Below are 21,562 nucleotides of genomic sequence, written 5' to 3'. Positions count from 1 at the left end.
CGCAAGCACAATTCTGATACGCATCGTTCCAGCTCTTCGGCAAGGAAAGGAATCATGACTCATTCTCAGACCCCCGCAGCCCCTCCGGCCACACTGTTCTTGTTCGGCGCCAGTGGGGACCTGGTCAAGCGCCTGCTCGTTCCCTCGCTCTACACGCTTTTCCGCGCCGGTCTGCTCGCCCCGGGCCTGCAGATCGTCGGGATCGACCGCGTGCCGGGCGACGACGAGAGCTTCCGCCAGCATCTGGGCGACTTCCTCGCCGGCCAGGCCAACGATCCCGCTGCCGAAACCGGCGAGATCGACCTTGAGCAATGGCCGGCCTTCGCACAATGCCTGCACTACATCGAAGGTGATTTCACCCAGGCCAGCACCTATCGGCAGGTCACTCGGACCATCCAGGCGAGCGCGACAGGCAATGCCCTGTTCTATCTCGCGACCGCGCCACGCTTCTTTGCCGACATCGCCGAGCGGCTGGGTGACGCCGGATTACTCCAACAAGATGCCGAGCAGTATCGGCGCATCGTGGTCGAGAAACCGTTCGGTCATGACCTCGCCTCGGCGCGCGCACTCAATGAGCGCCTGCTCGCGGTCCTGTCGGAGAGCCAGCTTTATCGCATCGACCACTTTCTCGGCAAGGAAACGGTTCAGAACATTCTGGTGGCCCGTTTCGCCAACGTCCTGTTCGAACCGCTCTGGAACAACCACTACATCGATCACGTCCAGATCACCGCCGCCGAAACCGTGGGTATCGAACAGCGCGGCAGTTTCTACGACAAGAACGGCGCCCTGCGGGACATGGTACCCAATCATTTATTCCAACTGCTGGCGATGGTGGCGATCGAGCCGCCTGCCGCCTTCGGCGCCGATGCCCTGCGCAGCGAAAAATCCAAGCTGCTGGGCGCCATCCGCCCCTGGACCACAGAGGAGGCTAGACACAACTCGGTGCGAGGGCAGTACCGGGCAGGGCTCTGGAAGGGCGAGCCGATCCCGGGCTATCGCGACGAGTCCGATGTCGCTGCCGACAGCCATACCGAAACCTACGTCGCCATGAAACTCATGATCGACAATTGGCGTTGGGCGGGGGTGCCTTTTTACTTTCGCACCGGCAAGCGCATGGGCGCCCGCGATACCGAAATCGCCATCTGCTTCAAGCCGGCGCCCTACGCTCAGTTCCGTGATACCCAAGTAGATCGACTCGAATCCAATTATCTGATCATTCAGATCCAGCCCGATGAAGGCATATGGCTGGACTTCGAGGCCAAGCGGCCTGGACCTACCCTGGACATGGAAACCATCCAGATGGGGTTTGCCTACGAGGATTTCTTCGAGCTTCCCGCCTCGACAGGCTACGAAACCCTGCTCTACGACTGTCTAACCGGTGACCAAATGCTTTTTCAACGGGCCGACACCATCGAGAACGGTTGGCGGGCCGTACAGCCGTTCCTGGATGCCTGGCAGGAAGACGACCGTGTCGATGATTACGCGGCGGGGGAGGACGGCCCGGCGAGCGCCAATGAACTGATCGAACGCGACGGGCGCATGTGGCACCCGGTAGGCGCAGTTACCGGCCCGGATCAGACCGCAAGGCGGAAAAGCAACCTTCGTCGACATGGCAACGTATCGTAATTGCTTTGCGTCTTGCGTGACGCTAGCGGGGCAGATAACCCACTGTGAGAAATTGAAAGACGCTAGGTTCGTCTGGGCTAGCGTGTGCTATGCGGCGCGCTTCACGGCGCGTGCTAGACTTGGGCGCACGTAACCAGCAGCGAAACGGGAGAACCCGGCATGGCGCACGTGTCTCTGACCTTCGAGGGCGTCGAAGGCGCCGAGTTGATCAACCGCTTGACCAGCGAACTGATGATGGTCGATGGCGTCGAGAGCGCCGAGGTCGGTCGCCATGGCGCCGATGTCGAAGGACGCGTGAGCCGGGCGGCATTGATCAAGGCGGTCGAACGGCTCGGCGTCACCGTTAACTGAGCAAGACGACCGCTGAGCGAGGCGTGCGTTGCACGCGAAGAAGGAGCCTGCATGACTATCACGGTGATCAGCAGCGATGGCCACAGCCTGCGCCAGCGCGTCGAACTGGAGCAATTCGAGGATCTATTCGTCGATGCGCCGGCCATCGTCGGTGGCGACGAGAGTGCCCCCGACCCGCACGACTATTTCGACCTGGCGCTGGGCGCCTGCAAGGCGATCACCGCGCGCATGTACGCGCGGCGCAAGCAGTGGCCACTGACCCGGGTAGTTGCCACGGTGACCCGCAACGACCGCGAGGAGCGCCAGGGCCGTTATTATCTGGATGTGGAGTTAAGCTTCGAGGGCATCGATGATCCCGCCCAGCGCCAGCGCCTGCTTGAAATAAGCGACCGCTGTCCGATCCATCGTCTGATGACCGATGCCACCGTCGAGATTCGCAACCAGTTGGCGCCGGACACGGGTGCGAGCGCTTGAACTTTCACCGCACCGCTACCATTTCAGGGCCATGAACAAGCCATTTCGCATCCAATCCAAGTATCGACCGGCGGGCGACCAGCCCACCGCCATCGAGGGGCTGGTCAAGGGCCTCGAGGCGGGCTTGGCGCATCAGACCCTGCTCGGCGTCACCGGCTCGGGCAAGACTTTCACCATGGCCAACGTGGTCGAGCGCCTGCAGCGCCCGACCATCGTGCTGGCGCCCAACAAGACGCTCGCCGCGCAGCTCTATGGCGAGTTCAAGTCGTTCCTGCCCGACAACGCGGTCGAGTATTTCGTTTCCTATTACGATTATTACCAGCCCGAGGCCTATGTGCCGTCGTCGGACACCTTCATCGAGAAGGACGCCTCGATCAACGACCATATCGAGCAGATGCGACTGTCGGCGACCAAGGCCCTGCTCGAGCGCCGCGACTCGCTGATCGTGGCCTCGGTGTCGGCCATCTACGGTCTTGGCGACCCGGACCAGTACCTGAAGATGCGGCTGCACTTCAACCGCGGTGAACAGATCGATCAGCGCTCCTTCCTGCGCCGGCTGGCCGAGTTGCAATATACCCGCAACGACATGGATTTTCGACGCGGCACCTACCGGGTGCGCGGCGACGTGATCGACGTGTTTCCCGCCGACTCGGAGGAGGAGGCGGTGCGCATCGAGCTGTTCGACGACGAGATCGAGTCGATCAGCCTGTTCGATCCGCTGACCGGCGAGATGCGCGGCAAGCTGCCGCGCATGACCATCTACCCCAAGAGTCACTACGTCACGCCGCGCGAGACGATCCTCGCCGCCGCCGACCGGATCAAGGCCGAGCTCGTCGAGCGCCTGGAGTGGCTGCGCAATCACGACAAGCTGGTCGAGGCCCAGCGGCTCGAACAGCGCACCCTCTACGACCTGGAGATGATGCACGAGCTGGGCTACTGCAACGGCATCGAGAACTACTCGCGCTATCTCTCGGGGCGCGCGCCGGGCGAACCGCCGCCGACCTTCTTCGACTACCTGCCGCCCGACGCGATCCTGTTCATCGACGAATCCCACGTCAGCGTGCCGCAGGTGGGCGGCATGTATAAAGGCGACCGCTCGCGCAAGGAAACCCTGGTCGAATATGGCTTTCGCCTGCCGTCGGCGCTCGACAACCGGCCGATGACCTTCGAGGAGTGGGAGCGGATCTGCCCGCAGACGGTGTTCGTCTCGGCAACACCCGGCCCCTACGAGGAGAAGCATGCCGGCCAGGTGGTCGAGCAGGTGGTGCGCCCGACCGGGCTGGTCGATCCCGAGATCGAGGTGCGTCCTGCCTCCACCCAGGTCGACGATCTGCTCTCGGAGATACGCCTGCGCACCGAGGTCGGCGAGCGCGTGCTGGTCACCACCCTGACCAAGCGCATGGCCGAGGATCTGACCGAGTATCTCGACGAGCACGACGTTCGCGTGCGTTACCTGCACTCGGACATCGATACCGTCGAGCGGGTGGAGATCCTGCGCGACCTGCGGCTGGGCAAGTTCGACGTGCTGGTGGGCATCAACTTGCTTCGCGAGGGCCTGGACATTCCCGAGGTCTCGCTGGTGGCGATCCTCGATGCCGACAAGGAGGGCTTCCTGCGCGCCGAGCGCTCGCTGATCCAGACCATTGGCCGCGCCGCGCGCAACGCCAACGGCAAGGCGATCCTCTACGGCGACCGGGTGACCGATTCGATGCGCCGGGCGATCGACGAGACCGAGCGGCGTCGCAACAAGCAGATCGCCCACAACGAGGCGCATGGCATCGTGCCGCGAACCGTGACCAAGTCGGTCGCCGACATCATGGAGGGCGCCCAGACGCCGGGCAAGAAGGGCAGTCGTCGCAAGAGCGAACGCAAGGTCGCCGAGGGTCCCGGCGAGTACACTCTCGAGGCGCTGCGTAATCTCACGGTCCCCGAGCTGACCCGCGAGATCGGCAAGATCGAGGACGCCATGCACGAGGCCGCACACAATCTCGAATTCGAAGAGGCTGCGCGGCTGCGCGACAAGGTCCAGACGCTCAACGCCCGCTTGATCGAACTCAAGTAAGCCAGCGCTCGTCGCTCCTCCCATGGCCTGCGACCGGGAGGGGACAATGGTGGGCCCGTATTTATACCGTTATCTTGTCTTGTGAGCCGAAGCACTCCGACGAGCCTGCCTGTCCCCAGGTCGATGCGGTATACTGCGTCACCGTTAAACCGCCGGGCAGCCTGACCTGTCAACGGCGGCCGTTTGTGAGCGCAAGCGTGAGCCAAGGAGCCCCGATCCCATGACCGTGATCCGCCAGGACGATCTGATCCAGAGCGTCGCCGATGCCCTGCAGTACATCTCCTACTATCATCCCAAGGACTTCATCGAGGCCATGCACGCGGCCTACCAGCGGGAAGAGAACCCGGCGGCGCGCGATGCCATCGCCCAGATTCTGATCAACTCGCGGATGTGCGCCACCGGTCATCGACCGATCTGCCAGGACACCGGCATCGTCACCGTGTTCGTGCACGTCGGCATGAACGTGCGCTGGGAAGCCGACATGAGCCTCGACGACATGATCAACGAGGGGGTGCGGCGCGCCTACCTGAATCCCGACAACGTGCTGCGCGCCTCGGTACTCGCCGATCCCGACGGCAAGCGGGCGAACACCCGCGACAATACTCCGGCGGTGATCCATCACAAGCTGGTCCCGGGCGACAGCGTCGAGGTGCATGTCGCCGCCAAGGGGGGCGGCAGCGAGGCCAAGTCCAAGTTCGCGATGCTCAATCCATCCGACAGCGTGGTCGATTGGGTGCTCGAGCAATTGCCCAAGATGGGCGCCGGTTGGTGTCCGCCGGGCATGCTCGGCATCGGCATCGGCGGCACCGCGGAGAAGGCCATGGAGCTCGCCAAGGAAGCGTTGCTGGATCCCATCGACATCCAGGCGCTGCAGGCCCGCGGAGCCGGGAACCGTGCCGAGGAGCTGCGTCTCGAGCTCTACGACAAGGTCAATCGCACGGGTATCGGCGCCCAGGGCCTGGGCGGCCTGACCACGGTGCTCGATATCAAGGTCAAGGACTACCCGACCCACGCCGCCAACAAGCCGGTGGCGATCATTCCCAACTGCGCCGCCACGCGGCACGTGCACTTCAGCCTGGATGGCAACGGTGCTGCCGAGCTGCCGGTGCCCAAGCTGGAAGACTGGCCGGAGATCACGCGCGAGGTGGGTGGCAACGTCAAGCGCGTCGACCTGGATGCGATCACCCCCGAAGAAGTGCAGACCTGGCAGCCGGGCGACACCTTGCTGCTCAATGGCAAGCTCCTGACCGGGCGGGACGCGGCCCACAAGCGCATGGTCGACATGCTGGCCAAGGGCGAGGAACTGCCGGTGGATCTCAAGGGGCGGTTCATCTACTACGTCGGCCCGGTCGATCCGATCCGCGACGAGGTGGTGGGACCGGCCGGGCCGACCACCTCTACCCGCATGGACAAGTTCACGCGCACCATGCTCGAGCAGACCGGTCTGCTGGGCATGGTCGGCAAGGCCGAGCGGGGTCCGCTGGCGATTGAGGCGATCCGCGACAATCGCGCGATCTATCTGATGGCCGTGGGCGGTGCTGCTTACCTAGTGGCCCAGGCGATCAAGAAATCCCGTGTGGTAGGCTTCGAGGACCTAGGGATGGAAGCGATCTACGAGTTCGAGATCGAGGACATGCCGGTGACCGTCGCCGTCGATTCCCGGGGCGAGTCGGTGCACCAAACGGGGCCGGCGAAGTGGCAAGCGATCATTGCCGAACGCGCTTGAAGCAGCGCTTGGCTAACCGACGGCACGCCCTCGGCGCAGACCGGGGACGTGCCTCGAGCGGAGCGCTCTGGGAGGTGCGATGACGACCATTTGCAGCATGGAGCGCCGATGACGTCCTGGCTTCTGGGGATCGGCGTCTTCGCGATTCATGTGGCCGGGGCGATCTCGGCGGTGCTGGCGCTGCTTTCCAGCCGTACTTCGCAAGGCGCCGTGGCCTGGATCATTTCGCTGGTCACGTTTCCCTATGCGGCGCTGCCGGCGTATTGGATTTTCGGTCGGCCGCGCTTCTACGGCTATGTCTATTCGCGTGGCGAGCATGACTCGACCCTGCGGCGGATTCTCGCGCGCTACCGGCCATTGATAGAGCCGTACCTCAGCGACGCGGCGCAGGTGCACGTCAAGGCCGTGGAAAAGCTGGCGATGATGCCGATGACCAGCGGCAATCGCGCCTCGCTGCTGATCGATGGTCAGGCGGCCTTCGACAGCCTCTTTGCCGGCATCGAGGCCGCGCAGGATTACGTGCTGGTGCAGTTCTTCATCATCCGGCGCGATCGCCTGGGCATCGCCTTCAAGGATCTGCTCGAGCGCAAGGCAGGGCAGGGCGTGCGCGTATTCCTGCTCTACGACGAGATCGGCTGTCATGCGCTGGGTGACGCTTACCTCGACGACCTGACTCGCGCCGGGGTCGAGGTCAGTGCCTTCAACTCGTCGCGGGGCTTTCGCCACCGTTTCCAGCTCAACTTCCGCAATCACCGCAAGGTCGCCGTCGTCGATGGCGTGACCGGTTGGACGGGCGGCCTCAACGTCGGCATCGAGTACCTTGGCGAGGATCCGCGCCACGGGCCGTGGCGAGATACTCACTTGATGCTGTCCGGACCCAGTGTGCTGGGGTTGCAGGAAGCCTTCTGGGAGGATTGGCACTGGGCGACGGGACGGGTCATCGATCTCGAGTGGAAGCCCAGGGTGACCTGCGAGGAATGCCAGAACGTGGTGATCGTGCCCTCGGGGCCGGCCGACGGCCAGGAAACCGCCAGCCTGATGACGCAACACAACATCCATACCGCCCAGCGGCGCCTGTGGATCACCAGCCCCTATTTCGTGCCCGATCAGGGCGTCCAGGATGCCTTGCATCTGGCGGCGCTGCGGGGGGTCGATGTCCGGGTGATGATGCCCGAACGACCGGATCATCTATTGATCTTCCTGTCGGCGTTTTCGTTCCTGCCGGACATGATTCGAGCCGGCGTCAAGATATACCGTTATCAGCCCGGTTTCATGCACCAGAAGGTGATGCTGATCGACGATCACAGCGCCACGGTGGGAACGGTCAATCTCGACAACCGCTCGTTTCGGCTCAACTTCGAGATCACCGCCTTCATTCCCGACCGCGGCTTCGCCGAGGAGGTCGAAGCGATGCTCGAAAGCGACTTCAGCCATTGCCGCGGGGTGACTCTCGAGGAACTTGAAAGCCGGCCGTTGTGGCGCAAGTTGGTGTCGCGCGCCGCCTACCTGCTGGCGCCGGTGCAGTAGGTCAGGGAGCCGGCGTGAGCCGGCCCTGCTCGGCCGCGATGGTGGGCGGGCACGGGCTTGGGTACACTCTGGCGCTTCAGGACTGGCCATCGTCCAGTCGCTTATCTTTCCTTCGGATGCGGAGCCGCGGTGAATCTCGAAACCAAATGGCTGGAAGACTTCGTGGCGCTGGCCAACACGCGCAGCTTCTCGGCGTCGGCGCGCCAGCGTCACGTCACCCAGCCGGCCTTCAGTCGGCGAATCCGCTCGCTGGAGCAGGCCGTCGGGGCGACTCTGGTCGATCGTTCGACGACCCCGGTGGGGCTGACTCCGGAGGGCCAGCTGTTTCTGATCACCGCGCGCAATCTGGTCGAACAGCTCAGCGAGAGCCTGAGTCACCTGCGCGGTCTGGCGATCGCCAACGAAGCGCTCGACATCGTCGCGGCGCATTCGCTGGCGCTGGCCTTCTATCCGCGCTGGATTTCGCGCCTGCAGAAGGGCGTCGGCGAACTCCCCACTCGGCTGGCGGCGATGAATGTCGGCGATGCCATTCATGTATTGCGCGAAGGCAACTGCGACCTGATGCTCGGCTACCACGATCCCTATGCGACCATGCAGCTCGACGCCGAGGTCTTTCCGTCGTTCTCGATCGGCAAGGCGATGATGGTGCCGGTGTGCATGCCCGATGCCGAGGGACGGCCGCTGTATCCGCTCGGCGGCGACAGCTCGATTCCTTTCCTGGCGTACACCCAGGGCGCATTCCTGGGGCGTTCGGTGCGCATGTTGCTGAAGAACGATCCGACCCGCATGCGTTTGAAGACCGTCTACGAGACGGCGATGGCCGAAGGGCTCAAGGGCATGGCGCTGCAAGGCGTGGGGATGGCCTGGATCCCCGATTTCTGCATTCGCGACGAGCTCGAAAACGGGCGTCTGGTGCGCGCCGGCGACAGCGCCTGGGACATTCCGCTGGAGGTGCGCCTGTACCGCTGCGCGCTGGTGCACAAACCGGGGGTGGAGCAGCTGTGGCGGCAAATGATGAAACTGCCTCGCGACTTTCTTCAGGCCTGAAGGAAATCGCCAGAACGCTCGCTCGCCGCGGCATGTGGAACGTGCCGGTTAGGGGGTGGCCCAGCCCGCAGGCAGGCCGAGAAAGTTCTGGATGATGAAGAAGTGGTCCTCGAACAGTGTGTCCGGTTCGAGATCGGCCAGCGCCACCCAGCGTGCCTGCTCGCCGCCCTTGGCGGGCTTCAGCTGCGGCAGGCGCTGCTCGGGACGCAAGGCGAAATAGAAGGCCTCGGCGAGGGTGCGGCCCCGCCAGCTGCGATGCGGATTGTCGAACAGGCGCTGGTCGCGTAGCGAGCCCTTGAGTACCGGTTCGGGGACCTTCAGCCGTACCCGTTCGCGGAGTTCGCGCAGGCAGGCGTCCTGCAGTCGCTCGTGGGGGTTGATGAACCCACCCGGCAGGGCCAGCAGGCCCTTGCCGGGGGCGGCGTTGCGGCGCACCAGCAATACGTGGCCGGACTGCACCACTACGGCATTGACGGTGACGAAGATCGGCGGGTAGGGCGCCTGGGCCCAGGCTCTGCGGTATTGCTCGAGCAGTTGCTGTTCCTCGAGCAACTGTTGGCAAGCCTCGGAATCGTGAAAGGCGATCAAGGCGCGGTGCACGTTGGCCGGCAGGTCGTGCGCGGCGCCGGTCGACAGGTAGTCGCTGGCCGAGTTGCGGGAATGAAAGAGCCGCTCGCGGATGTGGCTCGCCGAGATACCGTCGACCAGCGGTACGCTGACCGATTCCCACTGGGGAAACAGGCTCAGGAAATAGCTCGACTGACCGCGGCTGGCGCCGATCAGACCGATACGCGGCAGCTTGCCCTGGCAGGGGCGGGCGATGTCGCGCACCTTGCGTTGCACGTCGCGCACCCAGACATCGTCGTTGTACAGCGCATCGAGCAGCGGTTCGATCTCGAGCCGGTCGTTGTCGGCGTCGTTGAAATCGCTGCGCAGCATGTCGCGGCGCTCCTCGAAGCGCCATGGGTTGCGCAAGGAACGCGCCTGCCAGGCCGAGCCGATCAGCACGATGACCTGGCGTGCCCGCTTGAGCGCTTCATGAATCACCGCAAGATGGCCCAGATGCGGAGGCTGGAAACGGCCGATGAAGACCAGGCAATCGAAATCGGGCTGCTGCATCGCGTCGGACATGGGCGCTCCGGTCAGATTGGCGCGGCCATTATGGGCGGCCGCTCCTGGCACTACAAGCTTGACGCTTGGCACCACCAGGGCGATCCGAGACGCTTTCGCACGCCAGGGTCGGCCCGGTTATGCTGAATGCATCGTTACGCTTGGGAATTTACCTGTGATCACCAAGACCATTGCCTACTGGTTTCGCATCGTGCGCGACGCGACCAACTTGTGGCTCGACCACAACGCCTTCAGCTACGCCGGCTCACTGGCCTTCTACACCCTGTTCTCGCTGGCCCCGACGGTGATCATCGCCGTCACGGTGATCGGCGTGGTGCTCGGCGAGGATGCCGCACAGGGCGAGATCGTCGCGCATCTTCAGGGGCTGATCGGGCCCGACGCGGCGGAGGCCGTGCAGAACGCCGTCTCGGCCTCGCGCATCGAGAGTTCGGGCCTGCTGCCCACGTTACTCGGGGTCGGCACGCTATTGGTGGGCGCGACGACGGTATTCGCCCAGATGCAGTATTCGCTCAATAACCTGTGGGGCGTGACCGTCAATCCCGATCGCAATAGCATCTTGATCTTTCTTCAGCAACGTGTGCTGTCGATGGCGGTGGTGGTGTCGATCGGCTTCGTGCTGCTGGTGTCGTTGGTCCTGGGGGTGGCGCTGCGGGCGGCGTTTCGCTATGCCGGTGGCTGGCTGCCGGGAACCGAACTCCTGCTCAGCGTCGGTGAACTGGGGTTATCGCTGCTGGTGATCGCGCTATTCTTCGCCACGATCTTCAAGGTTCTGCCCGATGTCATGCTGCGTTGGCGGGATGTCTTGGTCGGCGCGCTGGTCACCGCGGTACTGTTCGCCGTCGGTCGTTACGCGATCGCCGCCTATCTGGCCTATACCGCCACCGCCTCGACCTATGGTGCCGCCGGCTCGCTGGTGCTGATTTTGCTGTGGGTCTATTACTCATCGCTGATTCTGTTGTTCGGAGCGGCGCTGACCCGGACGCATTTCGAGGCACGCGGCCATGAGATCGTCCCGCGCAACATGGCGGTGCGGGTGAAGACCGAGTTGCTGAACGGTTGAGCGGTTTTAGACGGACGCCTTGCCGCGCGGCTCGGCAAATCGTTCCTCGGCCAGGCGATCGGCGATCGCGACGGGCGAAAGGCCCTCGCGCCCGGCACGCTCGAGTATCGTCTCAAGGGTGCTTTCGATGCCGGCGATATGCGCCATGACCTGCCGTCGGTCGTAGTCCGCGCGGCGTCGCCAGGCGACTTCGATGACCCCGCCGGCATTGGCGACATAATCCGGTACGTAGACGATGCCACGCGCGAGCAGTTGCTCGGCGCAGGCCGGCTCCGCGAGCTGATCGTTGGCGGCGCCGACCACGATTCGCGCCTGCAGGCGGCGGCAGACCTCGGCGTTGAGGACCGCGCCCATCGCACAGGGCGCGAAGATATCCGCTTCGACATCGAAGATCGTCTTGGGGGCGACTACCCGGGCGTCGAGGTGGCGGGCCAGGCTGTTGACGGCATGGCTGTCGACATCGCTGAGCACCAGCCGCGCTCCGGCCTCGTGCAGATAGCGGGCGAGCCGGGCGCCGACGTGCCCGACGCCCTGGATCGCCACCCGCAAGCCGCAAAGCTCCGTCTTCCCCAGCGTATGGCGGACCGCGCCGCGCATGGCATTGAAGACGCCCCAGGCCGTATAGGGTGACGGGTCGCCGCCGGCGCCGGCGGGGTTCCTCAAACCCACGACATGCGGCGTGACCCGCGCCAGTGCCTGCATGTCCGCTGCATCGCTGCCCTGATCCTCGGCGGTGATGTAGCGGCCGTCCAGTGAATCTATCAGGCGCCCCATGGCCTCGAGCAACGACGGTGTCTTGTCGTAACGCGGGTCAGCGATGACAACCGCCTTGCCGCCGCCGTGGGGTAGATTGGCCAGCGCTGTCTTGTAGGTCATGCCTCGCGAGGATTTCAGTGCTTCGCCCAGCGCCTGAGCGTCGTTGCGGTAGGAGTGTATGTGCAGGCCGCCGAGCGCCGGACCACGGTAACTATTGTGAATGGCGATGATGGCCTTGAGTCCGCTGACCGGGTCGTTGGCGAAGATGACTTGTTCATGGTCGGAAAACTCGGCGTGATCGAAGATCGACATTATTGTTGTCCCTCTCTCATGGAGGTTTTTGCCTGGGACCGGTGATGGCAAGGGTAGTTGCCTTTACGCCCGCCTGCTCAATCAAGCCTAGGGCAGCGGCGGCCTTCTGTCCCGGTTTGGGCCGATAGTGGCGGCGATGCTACAACTATCGGCTATAAGTCCGCATCGATGCCGGATCGTTGGCAGTGAGCGAAGCAAGGAAGAGAGCCAAGGCAAGTCAGTCACGGGAGACCGCCATGGAGTCGAGCTGTTGTGTAAAGGCCTATGTCAGTGGCCAGGTGCAAGGGGTGAGCTATCGGGCGGCGGTTCAGGAGCGCGCGCTCACCACGAAGGTGACGGGCTACGCCCGGAACCTGCCCGATGGGCGCGTGGAAGTGCTGTTGTGTGGAGATCGTGATGCGGTCAACGCGCTCACGCAATGGCTCTGGCAGGGGCCACCGGCGGCGCGGGTGGCCCATGTCGAATTGCAGCGCGTGGAATGGCGGGATCGAACCGGTTTCGTGACCCGCTAGCCGCGGGGATGTCGCTTCAGCTCACTTTTCAGCTCAGAGTCTCGACGATCCAGTCGATGACCGCCGGGCCGTCGGCATTCAGGCATACCTGTGCCTTCGGCGTGCGCGACCAGTGCTCGGCAATGAACGGGCGATCCGCCGGCGCGAAGATCGTCTGGCCCTCGGCATCGCCCTCGGTGACGACCGTGAGATGCCCGTCGACCGTAGTGAACAGTTCGGGCTTCATCAACCAGGCCAGTGCGCAGCTGTCGTGGGGGCAGCAGCCGTCGATACCCAGCGCCTGCTGATAGAACGCCTTGTAGAAATCGTAGCTACCGGCGAGCACTTCACCGAGTTTGCCCTGGCCGGCGGCGATCCTGGTCATGGCATCGGGGTCGAGCACACACCGATGCGTGGCATCCAGCCCTACCAGCGTCAATGGCCAGCCGGCGGTCAGCACGCGTTGCCCGGCGTGAGGGTCGTTGAACAGGTTGGCTTCGGCGACCGGCGTGACGTTGCCGCCTTCGCGGATCGAGCCACCCATCACCACCACCCGCTTGACGCGCTCGACGATGCTCGGATCGAGTTGCAGGGCCGCGGCCAGGTTGCCCAGCGGACCGACCGCGACCAGCGTGATCTCGCCGGGACGGGCGTTGACCTGATCGACGATGAACTGTGCGGCGCTGACGGCTTCGGCATGGCCCTGGACGGCGGGCAGGTCGATGTTGCCCAGGCCGTTGGCGCCATGGATGTGCTTGGGCGGCGGAAAGCGCGTCTTGACCATGGGAGCGGCCGCGCCCTGGGCCACCGGGATGCGTTGTCCGGCCAGTTCGGCAAGCAGCAGGGCGTTATGGGTCGCCGTGGTGACATCGACGTTGCCGTAGGTGGTGGTCATCCCGAGTAGTTCGATATCCGGATGGGCGAGGGCGAGAGCGATGGCCTGGGCGTCGTCGACCCCCGGGTCGGTATCGAAGATGATCGGTGTTGCCATGTCGGAATCCTTTGATGGAAGTGTCGCGGTACTCGTGCTTAGTCGGTATCTATCGTCAGCTCATCCCAGTGGCTGGCGGCGTCCTTGACCTCGCTGAGCACGGGAATGCTGGGCGCGGCGCCCTCACGCTGCACGCACAGCGCCGCGGCGGCACTCGCCAGCCGCAAGGCGGCGCCAGTGTCATGAGCGTGCTGAAGGGCGGCCATGAAATAGCCGATGAAGGTGTCACCGGCGGCGGTGGTGTCGCGCGCCTCGACCTTGTGAGCCGCGAGTCTCAGGCGCTGGCCATCGCTCTGATAACAGACCCCGTCACCGCCCAGCGTGAGCACTATCTCGCTGCCCGGCAATTTTCGCTGAAGCGCATCGAGCAGGCGCTCGACGTCATCGTGTTCGTCGAGTTCGACCAGCGCGGCCGCTTCGCCGCGGTTGAGAAACAGCAGTCGGCAGCGGTCGAGGGGCAGACGCAGCACATTGGCGGCCATGGGGGCGGGGTTGAAGGCGATCCGCATGCCCTTGTCGGCGGCGTTCGCCATCAGTTTGCCGAGTGCGTTGCACTCGTTCTGCAGCAGCAGCCAGTCGTCTTCGGCGACCGAGGCGAGCAGGGCCCCATGCTGGGCATCGGTAAAGCCATGATTGGCGCCGGGATGGAGGATGATCGAGTTCTCGCCCTGATCGTCGACCTGGATCAGCGCATGGCCGCTCGGCTCGGCGGTCAACTCGATGTGTGCGGTGTTGACGCCGGCCGAGGAGAGCGTTTCCAGGGCCCAGCGATCGGTCTGGCCGAGCCGGCCCCAATGGGTGATGTCACCACCGGCGCGGGCGACGGCCAACGACTGGTTGGCGCCCTTGCCGCCCAGTACCTGGCGATAGCCGTGGCTGGTCAGGGTTTCTCCCGGGCGAACCAGGTGAGGGACGCGATAGACATGGTCGATATTGATCGAACCATAGTTGTAGAGCATGGATCCTCCAGATAAAGACCAAGCGTGCGGTGACGGGTAAGGCGTTGATGCAACTGTTTGTCGAACAGGGATCGAAAGCCTGGCCTGCCGCTGTGCCAAGAGTATTGGCATTCGTTTCGATGGATGCAACTGTCGTTTTTATACCGTTATCTTTCTTATACCAACAAATTAAATAACGCCCAATTTGGTTTTCAAGTCTCGATTTTCCAGCGCTTCAGGTTCTCGACCGTCAGTTTGACGACGTTGGCCCGAGCCTCGGGACTGATCCAGGCATTGTGTGGGGTGACGATCAGATTGAGCGGCTCGCCGAGCGCATCGAGTAGCGGGTGACCATCGCGCGGGGGCTCGGAAGGCAGTACATCGACGCCCAGCCCGCCGATCCTACTGGCCCGCAGGGCATCGAGAGCGGCCCGTTCATCGATGACTCCGCCGCGCGCGCAGTTGATCAGCAGGGCTTCGGGCTTGAAACGAGCCAGCATCGGCGCGTCGATCAGGTGTCGGGTTGCCTCGGTCAATGGGCAATGCAGACTGACGATATCGGCGCTGCCGGCCAGCTCGACGAGCGGGGGGCGCGTATCCAAGGCCTCGTTCCCGGGGCGGGCGGCAAACATTACTTCGACGTCGAAGGCTTCGGCGAGTCTGGCCACGGCCCGTCCGAGTTCACCGCTGCCGACGATCACCAGGCGCTTGCCGGCGAGCTGCAGGGTGCGGTGACCGAGCAGGCAGAACAGCGGACTACGCTGCCACTCGCCGCTGGCGACGTCCCGCTGATAGCGGGGCAGGCGGTTGGCCAGGGCCAGCATTAGCATCAAGGTGTGTTGAGCCACGCTGGCGGTGCCGTAGGCGCTGACGTTGCGAACGGTGATACCCTGGCGCTCGGCGGCCGCCATGTCGATGTTGTTGGTGCCCGTGGCCAGCACGCAGATCAGCCTGAGTTCGGGCAGGCTGGCAAGCAACTCGGCATCGAGCATCACCTTGTTGACGATCGCCACCTCGGCCCCGGCAAGCCGCGGCTGGCGTTGCTCGCTCGCCGTGGTCGCGTGGACATCGAGCGTATCGACTTCGCATCGGATCGGTTCCAGGTCGGTGTCGTCGCCCAGCGTGGCGGCATCCAGAATCACGGCTTTCATACAGGGCTCCTTGGTCGGAGAAAGGGTGAGCGGCGACCGCCGGAATCCAAGAAGCGGATAAGCTCGCCCGGGCGCGCTGACAACTTGCCCGCGAGGGGCCGCTACACGCTATAATATGCGGCTTTCATGGCAGGCTTGGAAAGCGCGTCGCGTGGCCACATATCGTTATCGCCGCACATTGCCAAGATGCCTGCGGACGCCGTTCAGTCACAGAGTGATAAAAACCATGCCCATCTATGAATATGAGTGCAAGGCTTGTGGCCATCGTCTGGAAAAGCTCCAGAAAGTCAGCGCGGCACCGTTAAGCGAGTGCCCGGCGTGCCAGACCGAGTCACTGTCGCGGTTGATTTCGGCGGCCGGTTTCCGGCTAGCGGGGGGCGGCTGGTACGAGACCGATTTCAAATCGGGCGGTACCAAGCGCAACCTGGCCGGAGATGGCAATAGCAAGGCGCCCGCCAGCGGCGACAAGCCCGCGCCGTCTTCGACTCCGGCATCCGACGCCAAGGCGTCCGCCTGATACCGCTGCCGGCGCGGGCCGGCAGCGTTACCTTTTACAGCAACGAAACAGGATGTGACATGCGCAGCCATTATTGCGGCCAGTTGAACGAGACCCTGGTGGATCAGGAGGTCACGCTTTGCGGATGGGTGCATCGTCGCCGTGACCACGGGGGCGTCATTTTCCTCGACATGCGCGATCGCGACGGCATCGCTCAGGTCGTGGTCGACCCCGATACCCAGGACGCGTTCGCCACCGCCGATCGTGCGCGCAGCGAGTTCGTGCTGCGCATCCGCGGTCGCATCCGGTTGCGCCCCGAAGGCACCCAAAACCCCAACATGCCCACCGGCATGATCGAGGTGCTGGCCAAGGACGTCGAAGTCCTGAACACGGCGGCCACGCCGCCGTTCCAGCTTGACGAACATGGCAAGGTCGGCGAGGAGGTGCGGCTCAAGCACCGCTATATCGACCTGCGCCGTCCCGAAATGATCGACAAGCTGCGGCTGCGCTCGCGGATCACCCACAGCGTGCGCGCCTACCTCGAGAGCCAGGGTTTTCTGGATATCGAGACGCCGATCCTGACCCGCGCAACGCCTGAAGGCGCCCGCGATTACCTGGTGCCCAGCCGTACCCATGAAGGCCACTTCTTCGCCTTGCCGCAGTCGCCGCAGCTATTCAAGCAGCTGCTGATGGTGGCCGGGCTGGACCGTTACTACCAGATCGCCAAGTGCTTTCGCGACGAGGACCTGCGCGCCGACCGTCAGCCGGAATTCACCCAGATCGACCTCGAGGCCTCGTTCATCGACGAGGATGCGATCATGGGTATCACCGAGCGCATGATCCGCCAGCTGTTCCAGGAGGTGCTCGAGGTCGAGTTGCCCGAGTTCCCGCGCATGCCCTATGCCGAGGCGATGCAGCGCTACGGCTCCGACAAGCCGGACCTGCGTATTCCGCTGGAACTGGTCGATGTCGACGACCTGATGAAGGATGTCGATTTCAAGGTGTTCTCCGGCCCGGCCAACGCCGACGACGGTCGCGTCGCGGCGCTCAAGGTCAGCGGCGGTGCCAAGCTGACCCGCAAGGAGATCGACGAGTACACGCGTTTCGTCGGCATCTACGGGGCCAAGGGGCTGGCCTGGATCAAGGTCAACGAGCGCGCCAAGGGCCTCGAAGGCCTGCAGTCGCCGATCGTCAAGTTCATGGACGGCATCGTCGAGACGCTGCTGGACCGGCTGGGCGCCGAGGACGGCGACATCATCTTCTTCGGGGCCGACAAGACGCGCATCGTCAACGAGGCGATCGGCGCGCTGCGCGTGCGGCTGGGTGAGGATCTCGACCTGTACACGCAGGCCTGGGCGCCGCTGTGGGTGGTCGACTTCCCGATGTTCGAAGCCGACGACGCCGGGCGGCTGTCGGCGCTGCACCATCCGTTCACCGCGCCCTCGTGCAGCCCGGAAGCGCTCAAGGCCGACCCGGCCAGCGCCCTGTCGCGCGCCTACGACATGGTGCTCAACGGTACCGAACTCGGCGGCGGCTCGATCCGTATTCACGATCAGGGCATGCAGCGCACGGTGTTCGAGGTGCTGGGCATCGGCGAGGCCGAAGCCGAGGAAAAGTTCGGTTTCCTGCTCGATGCGCTGCGTTTCGGTGCGCCGCCGCATGGCGGCCTGGCCTTCGGCCTCGACCGTCTGGTGATGCTGATGACCGGCGCGCGAACCATTCGCGAAGTGATCGCTTTTCCCAAGACCCAGAGCGCCGCTGACCTGATGACCGACGCCCCAGGCGAGGTCAGTGCCGATCAGCTCAAGGAGCTCAACATTCGGCTGCGCCAGAAGGCCAAGGTGGCGACGGGCGACGAGTGACGCGACACCTGGCGTCGTTGCGCCAGGTGTGCGGGACAATCCGCTTTTCAATGAACCCGGCGGCGCTCTCAGCGCCGCCGGTTTTGCTGAACGAGGAGGCTTTCGATGGCAGGCCACAGCAAATGGGCGAACATCAAGCACCGCAAGGCGGCCCAGGACGCCCGGAAGGGCAAGGTCTTCACCAAGCTGATTCGTGAGCTGAGCGTGGCCGCGCGTCAGGGTGGCGACGAGCCCAACGATAATCCGCGGCTGCGCGCGGCGATCGACAAGGCGCTGGCCAACAACATGACCAAGGACACCATCCAGCGCGCCATCGATCGCGGTGCCGGCAATGCCGACGGCGATGCGATGGAGGAGACCGTCTACGAAGGCTACGGCCCGGACGGCGTCGCGGTGCTCGTCGAGTGCATGACCGACAATCGTAACCGCACCGTCTCCGACGTGCGTCATGCCTTCACCAAGCACGGCGGCAACCTGGGCACGTCCGGGTCGGTGGCCTTCCTGTTCAGCCAGCAGGGACGCTTGAGCTTTGCCGCGGACTGCGACGAGGAAGCGATCATGGACGTCGCCCTCGATGCCGGTGCCGAGGATATCGTCACGCTCGACGACGGCGCCATCGAGGTGGTGACCACGCCCAAGGCATTCGGCGGCGTCAAGGATGCGCTGGACGCGGCCGAGCTGGCTCCCGAGCGCAGCGAGGTCGGCATGTTTCCGGACAGCTATGCACCGGTCGAGGACGTCGAGGTGGCGCGCAAGATCGTCAAGCTGTTCGATAGACTCGAGGATCTCGACGACGTGCAGAACGTCTACTCCAACGCCGACTTCGCCGATGCGGTGCTGGCCGAACTCGAATGAAACCACTCAGCGTATCCGGGCGAACCGGGGAGGCCACTTGATCATCCTGGGCATCGATCCCGGCTCGCGCATCACCGGCTACGGGGTGCTCGACGTCAGTACGCTGCGACCGCGCTACATCGCCAGCGGCTGCATTCGCATCCGAGCCGATGACCTGGCCCAGAAGCTGGCCCAGGTCTATGCCGGGGTCGCCGAGCTGATCATTCAATACCGCCCTCAGGAACTGGCCATCGAACAGGTGTTCATGGCGCGCAACCCCGATTCGGCGCTCAAGCTGGGCCAGGCCCGCGGCACGGCGATCGTCTGCGCCGCCAATCACGGTCTTCCGGTGCACGAATACGCGGCGCGGCAGATCAAGCAGGCGGTGACCGGCACCGGCGCCGCCGACAAGACCCAGGTGCAGCATATGGTCACCGCGCTGTTGTCGCTCAATGCGCGGCCACCGGCGGATGCCGCCGATGCACTGGCGATTGCGCTCACGCATGCCCACGCCCGAGCCGGGTTGCTCGGCCAGAAGGACAGCCGCCGGCGGCGCTCGCGGGGTGCGGGTTGGCGCGACTTTCGGCCCGAGTCCTGACGCCGCAAGGTGGGCGCTGGTCAGTCGAACGGGTGATGAGTATAGTGACTACCCAGTCAGCCCGAGGAACGTAACTGCATGATTGGACGCCTGCGTGGCACCTTGCTGGAAAAACAGCCTCCATGGCTGGTGATTGACGTCGGCGGCGTCGGCTACGAGCTCGAAGCCTCGATGAACACGCTGCTGGCCCTGCCCGGTATCGGCGAAACCGTGCAGCTCTATACCCACCTGAGTATCCGTGACGACGCGCATCTGCTCTATGGCTTTGTCCGTGAAGCCGAGCGCGCGCTGTTCCGAGCGCTGATCCGGGTCAATGGCGTGGGCCCCAAGCTGGCACTGGCGATTCTTTCGGGAATGGAACAGGACCAGTTCATTCGCTGTGTGATGGACAGCGACGTCAAGGCCCTGACGCGGCTGCCGGGTGTGGGGCGCAAGACCGCCGAGCGGCTGATCGTCGAAATGCACGATCGTTTCCCGCATTGGGCCGGCGAGCAGGCCGATGGCCAGGCGAGCGCGCCGCCTTCGACCGCACGAGCGCACGACCCGCTGGTCGATGCCGAAGCGGCCCTGGTGTCGCTCGGCTACAAGCCGACCGAGGCGGCACGCATGCTCAGCGGACATGACGAAGGGCTGTCCACCGAGGCGCTGATCAAGGCCGCACTCACTCGCAAGCTGGCAGGGTAGCGACGAATGATCGAAAGTGACCGACTGATTGCCGCCGAGCCGCAGCAGGGCGAGGTGCACCATGATCATGCGATCCGCCCCAAGACCCTGGCCGATTACATCGGCCAGCCACGCGTCCGCGAGCAGTTGGATATCTTCATCGCCGCGGCGCGGGGGCGCGGCGACAGCCTCGACCATACCCTGGTCTTCGGCCCTCCGGGACTCGGCAAGACCACACTCGCCAACATCATCGCCGCCGAGATGGAGGTCGACATCAAGTCGACCTCCGGTCCGGTGCTGGAACGCGCCGGCGACCTGGCGGCGATGCTGACCAATCTGCAGCCGGGCGACGTGCTGTTCATCGACGAGATACACCGTCTGCCGGCCGCGGTCGAGGAAGTGCTCTATCCGGCCATGGAGGATTTCCAGCTCGACATCATGATCGGCGAGGGACCCGCGGCGCGCTCAATCAAGCTCGACCTGCCGCGCTTTACTCTGGTCGGCGCGACCACCCGCGCGGGGTTGCTGACTGCGCCGCTGCGCGATCGTTTCGGAATCGTCCAGCGTCTGGAGTTCTATGCGGTCGACGAACTCACCGAGATCGTCACGCGCTCGGCGCGGTTGCTGGGTGTCGAGGCCGAGGTCGAGGGTGCCGCCGAAGTGGCGCGCAGGGCTCGCGGCACGCCGCGCATCGCCAATCGCCTGCTGCGCCGGGTGCGCGACTATGCCGAGGTGCGCGCCGACGGCCGGCTGACCAAGGATATCGCCGACCAGGCGCTCAACATGTTGCACGTCGACCGTCACGGCCTCGACCATATGGATCGCCGGTTGCTGTTGGCGATGATCGAGAAGTTCGATGGCGGGCCGGTGGGGGTCGACAGCCTGGCGGCGGCGATCAGCGAGGAGCGCGACACCATCGAGGACGTGATCGAGCCCTACCTGATTCAACAGGGCTTCATGCTGCGCACCGCGCGGGGACGCATGGTCACCCGGCAGGCCTATCTGCATTTCGGCTTCGCCGCCGGCGACGCCACACCCGAAGCCAGCGGCGAGGGGCGGCCATGAGCGGCTTCACGATTCCCGTGCGGGTCTACATCGAAGACACCGATGCCGGCGGCATCGTCTACTACGTCAATTACCTCAAGTTCATGGAGCGGGCGCGCAGCGAGTGGCTGCGCGCCAGCGGCCTCGATCAGCGCGCATTGCTCGAGGCCGGCATCCAGTTGGTAGTGCATAGGCTCGATTGCCGCTATGCCAAGCCAGCACGTCTTGACGACGAGCTTTCGGTCAGTGCCGAGGTCGTCGAGCATTCGGCCTGCCGGATGCGTTTCAGGCAACAAGTGAGCGCAGCAAAGGAACCCTTGTGCGAAGCCAGCGTCGATATCGCCTGTGTCGACGCTGACCGGCTTCGTCCAATACGCTGGCCGGCGGCGATTGCCTCGGCTCTGAACGGATAATCTGAACCA

General features: G+C 64.4%; 21 protein-coding genes. 16 read left to right on the top strand and 5 right to left on the bottom strand.

Translation table 11 applies throughout. The features are described 5' to 3' along the window. The first annotated feature begins 54 nt into the window (after positions 1-54). The 7 genes from zwf (at position 55) to R6258_RS01400 (ending at position 8,813) form a co-directional block, all read left to right on the top strand. Positions 55-1,626: a glucose-6-phosphate dehydrogenase gene (gene zwf / locus R6258_RS01430; RefSeq protein ID WP_318446511.1), complete on the top strand. Its 1,572-nt coding sequence runs from the start codon at positions 55-57 to the stop codon at positions 1,624-1,626. Between the two features lie 159 nt (positions 1,627-1,785). After that, positions 1,786-1,977 carry a hypothetical protein gene (locus tag R6258_RS01425; RefSeq protein ID WP_318446509.1) on the top strand — a complete coding sequence of 64 codons (192 nt, stop codon included), beginning with the start codon at positions 1,786-1,788 and terminating at the stop codon, positions 1,975-1,977. Between the two features lie 51 nt (positions 1,978-2,028). Further along, positions 2,029-2,451 (top strand): OsmC family protein, encoded by a 423-nt coding sequence (locus R6258_RS01420; RefSeq protein ID WP_318446507.1) that lies wholly within the window; start codon positions 2,029-2,031, stop codon positions 2,449-2,451. A 31-nt stretch (positions 2,452-2,482) separates the two neighbouring features. Next, a complete protein-coding gene (gene uvrB, locus R6258_RS01415) occupies positions 2,483-4,513 on the top strand; it encodes an excinuclease ABC subunit UvrB (RefSeq protein ID WP_318446505.1) in 2,031 nt (676 codons plus the stop codon). 220 nt (positions 4,514-4,733) lie between these two features. Continuing rightward, positions 4,734-6,239 (top strand): fumarate hydratase, encoded by a 1,506-nt coding sequence (locus R6258_RS01410; protein WP_318446503.1) that lies wholly within the window; start codon positions 4,734-4,736, stop codon positions 6,237-6,239. Between the two features lie 108 nt (positions 6,240-6,347). Next, on the top strand, positions 6,348-7,766 hold the full coding sequence (gene cls / locus R6258_RS01405) for a cardiolipin synthase (RefSeq protein ID WP_318446501.1): 1,419 nt from the start codon (positions 6,348-6,350) through the stop codon (positions 7,764-7,766). A 129-nt stretch (positions 7,767-7,895) separates the two neighbouring features. Next, positions 7,896-8,813, top strand: coding sequence for a LysR substrate-binding domain-containing protein (locus tag R6258_RS01400; protein WP_318446499.1), 918 nt, complete (start codon positions 7,896-7,898; stop codon positions 8,811-8,813). 48 nt (positions 8,814-8,861) lie between these two features. Here R6258_RS01400 and R6258_RS01395 read toward each other — a convergent pair whose 3' ends face one another. Beyond that, complete coding sequence (locus R6258_RS01395; protein ID WP_318446497.1) at positions 8,862-9,944, bottom strand: bifunctional nicotinamide-nucleotide adenylyltransferase/Nudix hydroxylase; 1,083 nt, start codon at positions 9,942-9,944, stop codon at positions 8,862-8,864. Between the two features lie 154 nt (positions 9,945-10,098). Here R6258_RS01395 and R6258_RS01390 point away from each other — a divergent pair, with 154 nt between their 5' ends. Continuing rightward, positions 10,099-11,004, top strand: coding sequence for a YihY/virulence factor BrkB family protein (locus tag R6258_RS01390; RefSeq protein ID WP_318446496.1), 906 nt, complete (start codon positions 10,099-10,101; stop codon positions 11,002-11,004). A 6-nt stretch (positions 11,005-11,010) separates the two neighbouring features. On the opposite strand, the gene R6258_RS01385 is transcribed toward R6258_RS01390, so the two are convergent. Next, entirely contained in the window at positions 11,011-12,072 is a 1,062-nt protein-coding gene (locus R6258_RS01385) for a Glu/Leu/Phe/Val family dehydrogenase (RefSeq protein ID WP_318446494.1), read from the bottom strand. A 236-nt stretch (positions 12,073-12,308) separates the two neighbouring features. On the opposite strand from R6258_RS01385, the gene R6258_RS01380 reads away from it, so the two are divergent. Further along, complete coding sequence (locus tag R6258_RS01380) at positions 12,309-12,584, top strand: acylphosphatase (protein WP_318446492.1); 276 nt, start codon at positions 12,309-12,311, stop codon at positions 12,582-12,584. Between the two features lie 28 nt (positions 12,585-12,612). Here the strand turns inward: R6258_RS01380 and R6258_RS01375 are convergent, their stop codons facing one another. From R6258_RS01375 to R6258_RS01365, 3 genes are all read right to left on the bottom strand, one after another. After that, the gene (locus tag R6258_RS01375) at positions 12,613-13,554 is read right to left on the bottom strand and encodes a nucleoside hydrolase (RefSeq protein WP_318446490.1); all 942 of its coding nucleotides are present in this window, start codon (positions 13,552-13,554) and stop codon (positions 12,613-12,615) included. A 38-nt stretch (positions 13,555-13,592) separates the two neighbouring features. After that, complete coding sequence (locus R6258_RS01370) at positions 13,593-14,513, bottom strand: ribokinase (RefSeq protein WP_318446488.1); 921 nt, start codon at positions 14,511-14,513, stop codon at positions 13,593-13,595. Between the two features lie 191 nt (positions 14,514-14,704). Further along, entirely contained in the window at positions 14,705-15,643 is a 939-nt protein-coding gene (locus R6258_RS01365; RefSeq protein ID WP_318446486.1) for a D-2-hydroxyacid dehydrogenase, read from the bottom strand. A 226-nt stretch (positions 15,644-15,869) separates the two neighbouring features. On the opposite strand from R6258_RS01365, the gene R6258_RS01360 reads away from it, so the two are divergent. From R6258_RS01360 to ybgC, 7 genes are all read left to right on the top strand, one after another. Further along, positions 15,870-16,160: a zinc ribbon domain-containing protein gene (locus R6258_RS01360; protein WP_318446484.1), complete on the top strand. Its 291-nt coding sequence runs from the start codon at positions 15,870-15,872 to the stop codon at positions 16,158-16,160. A 59-nt stretch (positions 16,161-16,219) separates the two neighbouring features. After that, positions 16,220-18,001, top strand: a complete 1,782-nt coding sequence (gene aspS, locus R6258_RS01355) for an aspartate--tRNA ligase (protein WP_318446482.1) — start codon at positions 16,220-16,222, stop codon at positions 17,999-18,001. 105 nt (positions 18,002-18,106) lie between these two features. Next, positions 18,107-18,856 carry a YebC/PmpR family DNA-binding transcriptional regulator gene (locus R6258_RS01350; RefSeq protein ID WP_318446480.1) on the top strand — a complete coding sequence of 250 codons (750 nt, stop codon included), beginning with the start codon at positions 18,107-18,109 and terminating at the stop codon, positions 18,854-18,856. Positions 18,857-18,893: 37 nt separating this feature from the next. Further along, positions 18,894-19,433, top strand: coding sequence for a crossover junction endodeoxyribonuclease RuvC (gene ruvC / locus R6258_RS01345; protein WP_318446479.1), 540 nt, complete (start codon positions 18,894-18,896; stop codon positions 19,431-19,433). Between the two features lie 78 nt (positions 19,434-19,511). Further along, positions 19,512-20,117 (top strand): Holliday junction branch migration protein RuvA, encoded by a 606-nt coding sequence (ruvA, locus tag R6258_RS01340; protein WP_318446478.1) that lies wholly within the window; start codon positions 19,512-19,514, stop codon positions 20,115-20,117. Positions 20,118-20,123: 6 nt separating this feature from the next. Further along, positions 20,124-21,161 carry a Holliday junction branch migration DNA helicase RuvB gene (gene ruvB / locus R6258_RS01335; protein WP_318446477.1) on the top strand — a complete coding sequence of 346 codons (1,038 nt, stop codon included), beginning with the start codon at positions 20,124-20,126 and terminating at the stop codon, positions 21,159-21,161. After that, positions 21,158-21,553 (top strand): tol-pal system-associated acyl-CoA thioesterase, encoded by a 396-nt coding sequence (gene ybgC / locus R6258_RS01330; RefSeq protein WP_318446476.1) that lies wholly within the window; start codon positions 21,158-21,160, stop codon positions 21,551-21,553. The genes ruvB and ybgC overlap by 4 nt, the downstream gene beginning before the upstream one ends. The last annotated feature ends 9 nt before the right edge of the window (positions 21,554-21,562 follow it).

The sequence above is a fragment of the Halomonas sp. HP20-15 genome (assembly GCF_033446685.1).
In the GTDB taxonomy this organism is placed as follows: domain Bacteria; phylum Pseudomonadota; class Gammaproteobacteria; order Pseudomonadales; family Halomonadaceae; genus Modicisalibacter.
Note: the sequence above shows the minus strand (reverse complement) of the source record. Positions and strands in the feature narration are given on the sequence as shown.

Excerpts from the sequence above, each read along its gene's own strand:
- zwf (WP_318446511.1), top strand. The coding sequence starts at position 55 with ATGACTCATTCTCAGACCCCCGCAGCCCCTCCGGCCACACTGTTCTTG.
- R6258_RS01425 (WP_318446509.1), top strand. The coding sequence starts at position 1,786 with ATGGCGCACGTGTCTCTGACCTTCGAGGGCGTCGAAGGCGCCGAGTTG.
- R6258_RS01420 (WP_318446507.1), top strand. The coding sequence starts at position 2,029 with ATGACTATCACGGTGATCAGCAGCGATGGCCACAGCCTGCGCCAGCGC.
- uvrB (WP_318446505.1), top strand. The coding sequence starts at position 2,483 with ATGAACAAGCCATTTCGCATCCAATCCAAGTATCGACCGGCGGGCGAC.
- R6258_RS01410 (WP_318446503.1), top strand. The coding sequence starts at position 4,734 with ATGACCGTGATCCGCCAGGACGATCTGATCCAGAGCGTCGCCGATGCC.
- cls (WP_318446501.1), top strand. The coding sequence starts at position 6,348 with ATGACGTCCTGGCTTCTGGGGATCGGCGTCTTCGCGATTCATGTGGCC.
- R6258_RS01395 (WP_318446497.1), bottom strand. The coding sequence starts at position 9,944 with ATGTCCGACGCGATGCAGCAGCCCGATTTCGATTGCCTGGTCTTCATC.
- R6258_RS01385 (WP_318446494.1), bottom strand. The coding sequence starts at position 12,072 with ATGTCGATCTTCGATCACGCCGAGTTTTCCGACCATGAACAAGTCATC.
- R6258_RS01380 (WP_318446492.1), top strand. The coding sequence starts at position 12,309 with ATGGAGTCGAGCTGTTGTGTAAAGGCCTATGTCAGTGGCCAGGTGCAA.
- R6258_RS01375 (WP_318446490.1), bottom strand. The coding sequence starts at position 13,554 with ATGGCAACACCGATCATCTTCGATACCGACCCGGGGGTCGACGACGCC.
- R6258_RS01370 (WP_318446488.1), bottom strand. The coding sequence starts at position 14,513 with ATGCTCTACAACTATGGTTCGATCAATATCGACCATGTCTATCGCGTC.
- R6258_RS01365 (WP_318446486.1), bottom strand. The coding sequence starts at position 15,643 with ATGAAAGCCGTGATTCTGGATGCCGCCACGCTGGGCGACGACACCGAC.
- R6258_RS01360 (WP_318446484.1), top strand. The coding sequence starts at position 15,870 with ATGCCCATCTATGAATATGAGTGCAAGGCTTGTGGCCATCGTCTGGAA.
- aspS (WP_318446482.1), top strand. The coding sequence starts at position 16,220 with ATGCGCAGCCATTATTGCGGCCAGTTGAACGAGACCCTGGTGGATCAG.
- R6258_RS01350 (WP_318446480.1), top strand. The coding sequence starts at position 18,107 with ATGGCAGGCCACAGCAAATGGGCGAACATCAAGCACCGCAAGGCGGCC.
- ruvA (WP_318446478.1), top strand. The coding sequence starts at position 19,512 with ATGATTGGACGCCTGCGTGGCACCTTGCTGGAAAAACAGCCTCCATGG.
- ruvB (WP_318446477.1), top strand. The coding sequence starts at position 20,124 with ATGATCGAAAGTGACCGACTGATTGCCGCCGAGCCGCAGCAGGGCGAG.
- ybgC (WP_318446476.1), top strand. The coding sequence starts at position 21,158 with ATGAGCGGCTTCACGATTCCCGTGCGGGTCTACATCGAAGACACCGAT.